The 11,155-nt window shown below is 54.8% G+C and carries 9 protein-coding genes and 2 pseudogenes; 8 read left to right on the top strand and 3 right to left on the bottom strand.

Going from position 1 to position 11,155, the window contains the following annotated elements; genetic code table 11:
• Positions 1-184: 184 nt before the first annotated feature.
• Positions 185-511 (top strand): annotated as a pseudogene (locus tag ACRZ9X_RS20780) (aldehyde dehydrogenase family protein); the annotation flags it as partial.
• A 30-nt stretch (positions 512-541) separates the two neighbouring features.
• A pseudogene (locus ACRZ9X_RS20785) lies at positions 542-960 on the top strand (aminotransferase class III-fold pyridoxal phosphate-dependent enzyme); the annotation flags it as partial.
• A 284-nt stretch (positions 961-1,244) separates the two neighbouring features.
• On the opposite strand, the gene ACRZ9X_RS20790 reads toward ACRZ9X_RS20785, so the two are convergent.
• Both ACRZ9X_RS20790 and ACRZ9X_RS20795 read right to left on the bottom strand, forming a co-directional pair.
• A complete protein-coding gene (locus tag ACRZ9X_RS20790; RefSeq protein WP_480521987.1) occupies positions 1,245-2,219 on the bottom strand; it encodes an HAD family hydrolase in 975 nt (324 codons plus the stop codon).
• A gap of 79 nt (positions 2,220-2,298) precedes the next feature.
• Entirely contained in the window at positions 2,299-3,873 is a 1,575-nt protein-coding gene (locus tag ACRZ9X_RS20795; protein WP_480521988.1) for an arylsulfatase, read from the bottom strand.
• Positions 3,874-3,935: 62 nt separating this feature from the next.
• Between ACRZ9X_RS20795 and ACRZ9X_RS20800 the strand changes: the two genes are divergently transcribed.
• From ACRZ9X_RS20800 to ACRZ9X_RS20820, 5 genes are all read left to right on the top strand, one after another.
• Positions 3,936-4,184 (top strand): AAA family ATPase, encoded by a 249-nt coding sequence (locus ACRZ9X_RS20800; RefSeq protein WP_480521989.1) that lies wholly within the window; start codon positions 3,936-3,938, stop codon positions 4,182-4,184.
• Between the two features lie 18 nt (positions 4,185-4,202).
• Positions 4,203-4,400: a hypothetical protein gene (locus ACRZ9X_RS20805; RefSeq protein ID WP_480521990.1), complete on the top strand. Its 198-nt coding sequence runs from the start codon at positions 4,203-4,205 to the stop codon at positions 4,398-4,400.
• A 22-nt stretch (positions 4,401-4,422) separates the two neighbouring features.
• Positions 4,423-4,827 carry a VWA domain-containing protein gene (locus tag ACRZ9X_RS20810; protein WP_480521991.1) on the top strand — a complete coding sequence of 135 codons (405 nt, stop codon included), beginning with the start codon at positions 4,423-4,425 and terminating at the stop codon, positions 4,825-4,827.
• A 245-nt stretch (positions 4,828-5,072) separates the two neighbouring features.
• On the top strand, positions 5,073-7,166 hold the full coding sequence (locus ACRZ9X_RS20815; RefSeq protein WP_480521992.1) for a hydantoinase/oxoprolinase family protein: 2,094 nt from the start codon (positions 5,073-5,075) through the stop codon (positions 7,164-7,166).
• A 9-nt stretch (positions 7,167-7,175) separates the two neighbouring features.
• Positions 7,176-8,885: a hydantoinase B/oxoprolinase family protein gene (locus ACRZ9X_RS20820; RefSeq protein ID WP_480521993.1), complete on the top strand. Its 1,710-nt coding sequence runs from the start codon at positions 7,176-7,178 to the stop codon at positions 8,883-8,885.
• 93 nt (positions 8,886-8,978) lie between these two features.
• Here ACRZ9X_RS20820 and ACRZ9X_RS20825 read toward each other — a convergent pair whose 3' ends face one another.
• The gene (locus ACRZ9X_RS20825) at positions 8,979-9,746 is read right to left on the bottom strand and encodes an MEDS domain-containing protein (RefSeq protein ID WP_480521994.1); all 768 of its coding nucleotides are present in this window, start codon (positions 9,744-9,746) and stop codon (positions 8,979-8,981) included.
• A gap of 353 nt (positions 9,747-10,099) precedes the next feature.
• Between ACRZ9X_RS20825 and ACRZ9X_RS20830 the strand changes: the two genes are divergently transcribed.
• On the top strand, positions 10,100-10,912 hold the full coding sequence (locus ACRZ9X_RS20830) for a glutathione S-transferase family protein (RefSeq protein ID WP_480521995.1): 813 nt from the start codon (positions 10,100-10,102) through the stop codon (positions 10,910-10,912).
• Positions 10,913-11,155 lie beyond the last annotated feature (243 nt).

Raw genomic sequence — 11,155 nt, forward strand, 5'->3', positions numbered from 1 at the left:
AATGACCTGAGAAGTTTCATTCTTGGGTTTCCAGCGCAGGTGGACCATACCAAAGGTCAAATCATGCTTGGACTCCGTCCATTTCTACAGTTCGTAGAACTGGCGGCCTAACCCACCGATACAAAGCCGGGTTTCCGAACAACCCCAATCTTTGCAATGGAACGGAACCCGGGCGCAAACCCTTGTGGCGGCCAACTGGTATCGGTGCTCGGATAAAACGAAACTTATTGTTCCGCCACGGTTTTTTCACGAAGAGACACCTGTCTCCGCAGCAACAATCGTGCCCATCGACACCGAAGACCAACCTGTCGAGATCGCAAATGCGACGGAACACGGGCTGGTCGCACATGTCCACACGCAGGACCGGCGCCGGATTTATCGAACGAGCCGGGCTTTGCAATTCGGCATGGTTTCGATGAACCGCGCCCAAATTACCTGTGCGTTGATGCCGTTCGCCGACGTCAAACGGCCCGGGCTTGGACGCGAAGGCGCAAGACAAGGGCTCGATGCTTTCACAAAAACTGAACGACGACCGACTGACTACAACAACATCCGTGGCCGCCTTAATAAGAAGAAGATCATTGGCCGGTAGCGAGGGTATCACAGGTCGCTTCTGATGACCGGGTCACTCACCGGGCTCGAACTTTTCACAAGAAATTCGACCTGATGCTTGCTCAGGCCATTTTCACCGAAGCCCCGTATTACCTGCGCCGACCCGAGGCCGGCATGAGCGAACAGGAATTTTCCGAATGGCGCTCCGCCCGTCTCGAAGGCCTGATCCTTGCCGAAGGGCACGACACAATCGCGGCCTTCATCGGCCAACCCATCCTAGGAACCGGCGGGATTTTACCGCCACCTGATGTGTATTGCGTTGCCATTCAGAAGGTTTTGAACAAAATCGATATTCTGCCGATCGCGACCGAGGTGGTCACTGGTTTCGGGCGGCGCGGCAGCATGTTCGTCCCATCACCCGCCAGTTTGCCTGGCGTCATTTCCAAAGCGAGAACGGAAATCGAGTACACAATATCACTGCAAAACGGACGACCCCGAGATTGGTTTGTTTAGAATTTGATAGAGTTCGCTAATTCATGCATATGGCCACAAAAGCCCCTACCCGCCTCAAGCCAAATTCTCTCGGAAAGCTAGCTGACTGCCATATCCAAAAACCTCAGGACAGGAAAGTTACGCGGCACATCCGATCAAGGCATTGATCAAAATAGTCGATATTAAAGCCTTTCCTCACGCTATTGCACGCCAGTGTAGATGCGCGCCCAGTCCTTCGCCATATCAACAATAAGCCATCCCAGATCCGGACCCTTTTCAAGCCCGTCACACAGCCGACCGATATGGCTATCGCAGGCATAGGCCACTTCGCGTTCACCATCCGTGTGATGCACAATCAAACCAAGCCGAGGTCCGTAACCTGCCGTTGTCCATTCTATCATCGCATAATCACCGTCCGAGTTTCCGCCTGCAATGATTGGTCGCTTACCGATAATCCGGTCGATATTGATCGGCTTGCCTTCTTTGTCATCGACAAAACCGATTGCGGGTTGTTTGATGATGGTGGGAACCCCGTCGATCACCTCATAGGTGGTTTCGGTATAGGTGCCGATGACCTGTTCTGTAGGGATGCCATAGGCGGCCTCTGCAAAGACCCGCATAAAGTGGATTCCACCGCCAGAGACGATATATGTCTTGAACCCTTCATCACGCAGATAGCGCAGCAACTCCACCATCGGCTGATACGTCATCTGGTCATAACGCAGTCCGGTAACCGGGTGCTTTGCGGTCGCCAACCAATCAGCGACGCTAGCCTGAAAGTAATCTACGCTCAGCCCGCTATGCGTTGCGCTCAAAACCTCTAACACCGCCTCCTTGCCACCTTCCGCAAGAGCGCCGTAATCGCCCTTTGCCGCAGCCTGGAGCGCATCAGATGTGATCAGGTTTGGATTATCCTGCGCCATTCCCTGAAACGCGTCGACCGCATAAATCAGTTGGAAATATACCGGCTGCTCAGCCCAAAGGGTTCCGTCATTGTCAAATACGGCGATACGATCAGATGGCGTGACATAGTCATCGGATGCGACATCCGTAACGGTTTCGACGAACGAAATGATCCGTGCCTTGCTTTCCGTGTCATTCCAGGATGGCAATGGGTCTGCGAGCGCCGCAGAAACAATGAAAGGAAACGAGAGGATCAAATATAGGCGACGCATTGCAAAGCACTTATCCGTTCAAAAAAATAGAAGAAGGGCCACCGCTATGCGGCGGCCCAGCTTGATACAATAACGAAGATCAGTCACCCACCGGCGCGATCATCTTTTCCATAACCTGCTCCAGGTTAAAGCTGGCGGCCTTCTGGCGGGGCGGAAATTCCTGGAATGTCGCCAGGAAATTGCCCACATACTGCTGCGCCGGGACCAGGAAATAGGCCCGGTCTAGCAACCAGTCATAATAGGTATTCGAGGTCCGGTAAGCGCGCTCATAGGGGTCGCGGCGCAGGTTGATGATCAAAGGGATACGCAGCTCTGTCCAAGGTTCCATCCAGGCGCGCAGAGTGCCCCATGCCTTCTGCTCAAGGAAAATCAGCTTCCAGTCGTCATACCGCAATGCCGTCAGGTCACCATCATCCGAGAAATAGAAAATCTCCTTGCGCGGTCCCTCTTCCACTTCACCCTTGAAAAACGGGAGGAAGTTATAGCCATCCAGATGTACCTTGTATTCACGTCCGATGGCTTGAACGCCGCCCTGAATCAGCTCCTCCTTGATATTGTCACGCCCTGCAGCAGCCAGATAAGTCGGCAGCCAGTCCATATGGTGCATGATCTCGTTCGAGACAGAGCCAGGCTCAATCAGACCGGGCCAACGCACCATCGACGGCACCCGCCAGCCACCTTCCCAATTGGTGTTCTTTTCACCCCAGAACGGAGTCATCGCGGCATCCGGCCAGGTGTTCATATGCGGGCCATTGTCCGTCGAATAATGCACGATTGTATTGTCGGCGATGCCCAACTCGTCCAGCAGGTCCAGCAATTGTCCGACATGCATGTCATGTTCCAGCATCCCGTCGGTATATTCGTCGTTGCCCGGGTTGCGTCGATCATCGGCTACATGGGTGCGGAAGTGCATCCGCGTGCCGTTCCACCAGACATAGAAAGGTTGTCCCTGCTCGTGCGAGCGCTTGATGAAATCGATAGCGGCGGCCACTGTCTCGTCATCGACTGTTTCCATGCGTTTTTTGGTCAGCGGACCGGTGTCCTCGATCGTGCCATCGGCCTTGGACTTAATCACCCCACGCGGGCCGTATGCCTCGCGGAAGGTGCGGCCATCGGCCAGAACCCGGTTGCCGGGATAGTCTTCGTTCTCGGGCTCTTCCTCGGCATTCAGGTGGTAGAGATTGCCGAAAAACTCATCAAAACCATGGTTGGACGGCAGATGTTCATCCTTGTCGCCCAGATGGTTTTTGCCGAACTGACCGGTAACATACCCTTCGGCCTTGAGCAGTCCCGCGATTGTCGGGTCTTCCTCCTGCATCCCCAGATCAGCGCCCGGCAGGCCCACCTTGGACAACCCGGTCCGAAACACGGACTGTCCCATGATATACGAAGAGCGTCCGGCTGTGCAGGATTGCTCACCATAATAGTCGGTAAAGATCATGCCCTCGTTGGCGATTCGGTCGATATTGGGCGTGTGATATCCCATCAGACCCTTCGTGTACGCCGAGATGTTGGACTGGCCGACATCGTCACCCCAGATCACAAGAATATTGGGTTTTTGCTCTTGCGCGGTGGCTGAAACGGCCAGAAAGACCGCGCTGGTCAAAGTCACAAATGGTCGGATGATGCGCCGGAGCTCAATGGCTGCAAACATGTTTTCAAACCTTTTTTGAGGAATACGGAACTACCCCAGTTTACACGGAAAATTGAGCCATTGTGTTAAAAATTGATTTTTTTGCGTGCCCAAATCAGTCTCAGCCGCAAACGGAGTTCGACACTTGCCATCATCTGGATGCGAAGTTCAGCCGCATCCTGTTCACGCCCGATCTGCTGCCTTCGAATGTCACCGGAACCGAGGTGTACATTCAGGCCGGGGGCACGTCCGGGGTCCGGTTCGAGCCAGGACCGATCTTCGCCAAAATCGTTCTGGCCGACGAGATCAATCGCGCGCCCGCCAAGGTGTAAGCCGCCCTGCTGGAAGCGATGGAGCTTTACTTTGCCGATTTGGTTTACGCCACACGAACGCCGACAACCCTCAGCGAGGGACCGGGCAGCTGGATCGAGATCGATACCGGCCCGCGCGCCTCGATTGCTCTGGACAAATACAGCCGCACCCACGCTTGGCTGGCCGACCGAGACTATATCGACCTTCTCGATGGATCAGAGAGATTTCATTGGTGAAAACGGACAGCGGTTACAACATTTGGACGCAGTACGTGATGCGCTCAAGACCTTCATCACCGAACGCGACGGCGACCGAATGGCCCTGATCGTCTTTGGTACGCGGGCCTTTGTGCAGGCTCTTTTCACCGAAGTTCTGCAAAGCCTTGAAGAGTTCCTTGACCAGACGCAAGTGTGTATGGAAGGGCCGAACACAGCCATCGGAGATGCCATCGGGCTGGCGATCCGAATGTTCGACGGCAGCGAAGTCGAAGACCGTCTGATCATTTTTCTGAGCGATGGCGTGGACACCAACAGCCGGGTCTTATCCAAAAGGCCCCCACATCGAAGCGATGGAAAACCGCGGTCTGCTGCTGGGGACACGCACGGAAACCACCGCGCACTGGCGCGCTACGATCCAGGTTCCCAACCACACGCCGCCGTATGAGGCGTGAGCCGCGCTCGTCAGCGCGCGCAACTGCACCACTTAAATCCGAAGTAATCTGGTCATGCGACCCGCTCTGCAAGGACGGCGGTCAGCGAAAGGTGTTGCAAGCCCTTGTGGAACCATCGGCGGTCATAATGCTTGGTGAAGGCGTCAACCAGCTGCAGGAGGTGGGCAGGGGAAATGCTTGTATTTGCTTTGTTCATGTACTTCATTCAAAGGCATTCAATAAGCGGGGATAAGAGACCATGCCATTGCATGTCGGAGCGGATATTGGCGGTACATTTACCGACCTTGTTCTTGTGAGTGACGACGGCACCCGTTTCGAATTCGGCAAAATCCTTACGACACCTCAGCAGCCCGACAACGCCATAATCGAAGGGCTGGAAAAGCTTCTCTCGGATAAAAGTGTAAACCGAGACGACGTTCTTGACGTTCTGCACGGCACAACCTTGTTCACCAACGCACTGATCGAACGAAAAGGCGCCGTGACCGCGCTGATCACCACCAAAGGATTTCGGGATGCGATAGAGATTGGCCGCGAGCATCGCTATGACATTTATGACTTGAGAATGAAACGCCCTCTGCCGCTTGCCCCTCGACGTCGGCGGTTCGAGTTGGATGAGCGCGTACTGGTGGACGGAACCATTCGAACCCCGCTCGATCCCGACGAAGTGCGCGCACTTGTGGAGACCTTGAAGGAGACAGGTGTAGAGGCTGTTGGTGTCTCGCTGATTCATAGCTATGTCAACGACGCGCACGAGCGTCAGATTGCCCGCATCCTGCAGGAAGAAGCGCCAGAGATCGCGGTGACACTGTCCAGTTCGTTGGTTCCCGAGATTGGTGAATATGTGCGCGGCTCGACCGTATTGGCGAATGTCTATGTCAAACGGATCGCGGAACAATATCTCAGCCGTCTTAGTCAGCGCCTCAAAGATCAGTTGGACCTGCCTGCCACACTCTTCATCATGCAATCCGACGGCGGGCTTTGTGAAATTGACGAGGGCGCAACGGCTCCGATCCGTTTGGTCGAATCTGGCCCAGCTGGGGGTGCGCTGGCGGCGGCCTATTATGGCGACCTTCTGGGGCACAAGGATGTGCTCGCCTTTGACATGGGTGGCACAACCGCCAAGGCCTGTGTGATCGCCGACGGTCTTCCGCTTGTGACCAACGAATTTGAAGTGGACCGTCAATACCAGTTCAAGAAACAGAGCGGCTTGCCAATCAAGGTACCCGTTATCGAGATGATTGAGATCGGGACGGGCGGCGGGTCTATTGCCCGCGTTGATGCAATGCGCCGCCTGCAAGTCGGACCAGACAGCGCCGGGTCCGAGCCCGGGCCTGCGGCTTACGCGCTCGGCGGTGACAACCCGACCGTAACGGATGCTGATCTGCTGCTTGGTTATCTTGATCCCAACTTTTTCCTGGGCGGAACGATGGCGTTGGATGTTGCGGCAGCCGAAACCGCCATCCGCGAAAAAATCGCCGAACCTTTAGGGCTTTCGTCGCTGGAAGCCGCTTGGGGTATTCACCAGTTGGCAAACGAAAGCATGGCATCCGCAGCCCGTATTCACACGATCGAACGCGGGATGAACATCACGCGGTTCCCGGTCTTTGCGACCGGGGGTGCCGGACCCGTTCACGCCTTTGGTGTAGCCTCGATCCTTCGCAGCCCTCGGGTCATCTATCCGTTAGGTGCAGGTGTGATGTCGAGCATCGGATTCCTGACTGCGCCCCTTAGCATGAGCTTTGCGCGATCCTTGCCGAGCAAGTTGAAGGATATGGACTGGGAAACCGCAGAACAGGCTGTGCGAGACATGGAACACGCTGGTCGCGAGACTTTAGGACGGACCATAGACCCGGACACTGTAAGGTTTCGCCGGTTTGCTGACATGCGGTACGCCAAACAAGGGTTCGATGTGCGGGTGGCGTTGGACAACGACCCATTGGATACGGGCTATCGCGACAAACTCAAAACCGCGTTTGAGGACGCCTATCGCACCGTTTATGGCCACGTGTTGCCTGATGTCCCGATTGAAGTCGTGTCCTGGCGCATCGTGGCGGAGGGCCCCAAACCCAAACTGACGCTCCCAACCGCCTTGAACAGCTCTAACAACGTGTCTGACGCCCTCAAGGGTCGGCGTGCCATTTACCTCCCTGCGCATAAGTCCCTGAATACCGTGCCGGTATATGACCGGTATCGTTTGCCTGCCGGTGCGGTTTTATCTGGTCCTGCAGTAATTGAAGAACGTGAATCGACGGTCGTGATCAACGGTTCAGGTCGGATTCAGGTGGATGAAAACTGCAACCTTATCATCGATATGGAGCCGTCAGAGGTATAGGAGCGCACCATGGCAATTGACCAGATCACCCTCGATATTCTCTGGAGCCGCTTGATCGCGACAACCAACGATCAGGCCGCCGCACTGATGCGATCTTCCTTTACCTCGATCGTTCGCGAAGCCGGTGACTTATCGGCAGGTGTCTTTGACAGGCGGGGAAGGATGATCGCCCAGGCGGTCACAGGAACACCGGGACACATCAACTCGATGGCAACCGGCATGATCCACTTTCTAAACAGCTTCCCTATCGACACATTGCGCCCTGGCGATGTCCTGGTGACGAATGATCCTTGGAAAACCGCCTCACAACTGAACGACATCACCATCGCAACGCCCGTTTTTAAGGGAGACCGGTGCATAGCCCTGTTCGCCAATTGTTGCCACGCGCTCGATATCGGTGGCCGTGGTCTTTCGGCGGATTCGCGCTCTGTTTTTGAAGAAGGGCTTTTCATTCCGGTCATGAAGCTGGTCGATCAAGGCAAACCAGTCCAAGCAATCTTTGATCTCATAAGCGCAAATGTCCGCACACCCGAAGAAGTGCTGGGCGACATCCACAGTCAAATCGTTGGAAATGAAGTAGGAGCCAAGCAACTCCTCTCATTCCTGAACGAGTTCGGATTGGATGATATTGAAGAGCTTGCCGACGAAATCGTCGATCGGTCAGAAAGGGCGATGCGCGACCGTATTCTGGCGTTGCCCAATGGCCGTTACAGCTATGAATTGACCATCGACGGGTTCGACGATCCGCTCCTCCTCAAGGCGGCGATTATCGTTGAAGACGACGAGTTGACGGTCGACTTTGAAGGCTCACCGGATCAGGTGGCGCTTGGCGTCAATGTGACCCTGAACTACACGGCTGCATATACGACCTATGGTGTCAAATGCGCTCTCGGCGGTGACATTCCGAACAATGAAGGCAGCTTCCTTCCCGTCAAGATCGTCGCTCCGGAAGGAACGCTCCTCAATGCGAAATATCCGGCGGCTATTGGGGGGCGACATCTGGTCGGGCACTTCCTTCCGTCGCTTGTCATGGGTGCCCTGTCGGATGCCTTGCCTGACAATGTCATGGCACCGGGATTTGACGGCCTGTGGGATACGCACCTGTCAGGTGTCGATCCCAAAACCGGAAAACACTTCTCATACACTTGGTTCGCATCGGGTGGCACCGGGGCGCTTAGCGGAAAGGATGGGTTCTCGGCAACGGCATATCCCTCCGGAATCGCCGGCGTGCCATCGGAAGTCATGGAGACACTGGCGCCCATCATTATGCGCCGCCGCGAGTTGCGAACAGACTCGGGCGGTCCGGGCAAGGCACGTGGCGGCCTTGGACAGACGATGGAAATCGAACTTTTGACCGACGACGCTTATCTGTTCTCTGGCCTGTTTGAGCGGGTAAAATACCCGGCCCCGGGCTTGCATGGCGGCAACCCGGGTGCCGTAGGTAATTTGGTGACAAACAATGACGTCGATCTGAAACCCAAGATTTCTGCCATGGTTGCCCCCGATACGGTCCCCGTTCTCGAAATGCCAGGCGGTGGCGGTTACGGCCCCGCGCCTGATCGCGACCCGGAACTGGTTCTCGACGATGTCCGCGACGGTTACGTGTCCATTGAAAGCGCAGAGAAGGACTATGGGGTTGTCATAGACACCAGTTCATGGACGGTGGACGCTTCTGCCACATTGAAGCTTCGCGCGACCATGTCGGCAACTCAGAAATGAGCCTCGCAATTTTCGCTCGTATGCTATCAACTTTGATCTCAAAAGAAATTCTGGGCGACCAAGGGTCCGCGCTTGCAGGCTTTTTTGCTGACCTCAAGAAGACAGAAAGCGAGACAACGGATACCGGAAAGTATCTTCGTGGCATTGCAGCGCGTTCAACACCGCCGGCCCTGTAAAGTCGCGCGTGTCGTATTGGCAAACGCTGACCAATGGGTGGCGATGTCCGACCTCGTGGTTGAACCGCCGTTCATAGTCGAACAAGTCGTCGTGGGACATGCCCAGGTCGAGACACCAGCTCATATCGCCCAACAGGCGAAACGTGCGCAACCCGGCCCGTGTTGCTGTGAAAATACTCTGCTCGATGTATCGGCACATTGCCTTTCCGTCAGGAATTCCGCAGCTTTGGACGAGTTGACCATTTTCAATGGCTTCGGGTAACCCGTCCCAGGCTTGCTGAACATGGTCAAGAATCTCTTCCCGCACCGCATCAGTAGCAATCAAAAAGCAGCCATCGCCATTTCGTAACCCGTCCACGAGAAACGGAACCGACCATTTCAGGCGACCAAGATCGTTTTCATAAAGGGTACAAATATGGCTGCCATATTCGATGGCGACACCCTCCAGGACAACCTCGCTGGGACGCCCCCCTTGGTTTTTGTCGACGACAGGCAAAGCATCTCCGTCCAGAAACGCCATCAAATCTTCTCGACGGAAACGCCGTTCCTTTTTTACTCCGATCCGCTGACACGCCAAACGTCCCGAATTGGTCCAGCGCCGTAGCGACGCTTCGCTGACTTTCAGAATCGCCGCGGCTTCTTTGATATTCAGAAGCTCAGTATTTTGCTCAGGTTGGGCGTTCACGAAATTTCCTCATCTTGGTGCGCAATGCCTTCGCCGACCAATGCGCAGGGAGTTGGACCAACGGTGCCTGCCCTTTGATGTTGTTGAGTTTTCCAGCGTCAGCGCAGTCGCGATTTCTCTCACTATATCCAACAAACTCGGCTGTACAAGGCTGTAGCCACAATTGTTCATTTATAGTCATTGTTTAACTTTAATGTATTTTATTGACATAAATCCGTCATGAACGCTAACGTTTCACTACACCGATTTCCGCATGAATGCTCAGGCGTTGACTGAGCCCGGGAAACCCCCGCAACGACGCCCAAAAAAGGTCGCGACACATGATTGGAAATCGAACAGAGAGGAGATCCCAAATGTCTGACAAAGTACGCCTGTTGCATCATCCCGCTTCTCAGCCGTGCCGCACGGCGTTGCAGTTTCTGATCGAAAACGACATTCCGCATGATGAAGAGGTCGTGGATATCACGACCAACATCAATGAGCGTCAGGAATTTCGCGACGAGTACAACCCAACAGGTCAGGTGCCGATCCTGTGTGATGGTGACCTGCGGGTTTGGGAAAACGTTGCCATTGGTCGGTACCTGAACGAAAAATATGATTGTCCGGACCACTGGTTCGGTGGCACGTTACTTGAGCGAACCAGGGTCAACATGTTTGTTCAGTGGTACGCTTATACACTTCGCTTGGGCGGCGGTGCTTTTCACTGGACTATTTTTGCCCCCATGATTTATGGCGCGGACAAGGATTTTTCCGCCGAGGTGCGCAAGGGAAAACACTTACTTTATGAAGCTTTGGACCTGCTGGAAAACTATTGGCTGAAAGATACCGCTTACCTCTGTGGGGATCAGATCACCTATGGCGATCTGGCAGCATTTCATGAATTTGTCTCTCATGAGGCCGGAGGCATTATTTCTGACACTGTTTGGAGCAAACACCCCAAAACCCGCGCCTGGTTCGAAAAGATTTCGGAACGGCCTGCGGCGCAGCAAGTCAGTGAATGGCAATACGAGACAATCCGAAAGGTGTTGGGCGGTGAGATGAAAGTAACGTTTACCCGTCGGACCGCTGTGCTGAAAGGCACTGAGGCACATGGCGGGCACAATACAGGGTTGGTTCACACAGGCGACAAGCATGACTTCATAGCCGAAGTGGAGTCTCCAAGCTGAACCACAGCGCCTGAACAGCGCTTTGACGAGGAACAGCCAGTAATATGTCGTGTCGCCTTACCTGTGTCAGGCGGCATTGATAATCAAAACTGTTAGGCCAGTGCAGCATTTGGCCGGCTGGAATCAGTTGGATTTAATTAGGAGTGTTCGTTATGCGCACCCGTGCCGCCGTCGCCGTTCAGGCGGGCAAACCTTTGGAAGTGATGGATGTGAACCTCGAAGGCCCCAAAGCGGGTGAGGTTC

This window comes from Ruegeria sp. AL1 (genome assembly GCF_056540905.1).

Excerpts from the sequence above, each read along its gene's own strand:
- ACRZ9X_RS20790 (WP_480521987.1), bottom strand. The coding sequence starts at position 2,219 with ATGCGTCGCCTATATTTGATCCTCTCGTTTCCTTTCATTGTTTCTGCG.
- ACRZ9X_RS20795 (WP_480521988.1), bottom strand. The coding sequence starts at position 3,873 with ATGTTTGCAGCCATTGAGCTCCGGCGCATCATCCGACCATTTGTGACT.
- ACRZ9X_RS20805 (WP_480521990.1), top strand. The coding sequence starts at position 4,203 with ATGGAGCTTTACTTTGCCGATTTGGTTTACGCCACACGAACGCCGACA.
- ACRZ9X_RS20815 (WP_480521992.1), top strand. The coding sequence starts at position 5,073 with ATGCCATTGCATGTCGGAGCGGATATTGGCGGTACATTTACCGACCTT.
- ACRZ9X_RS20820 (WP_480521993.1), top strand. The coding sequence starts at position 7,176 with ATGGCAATTGACCAGATCACCCTCGATATTCTCTGGAGCCGCTTGATC.
- ACRZ9X_RS20830 (WP_480521995.1), top strand. The coding sequence starts at position 10,100 with ATGTCTGACAAAGTACGCCTGTTGCATCATCCCGCTTCTCAGCCGTGC.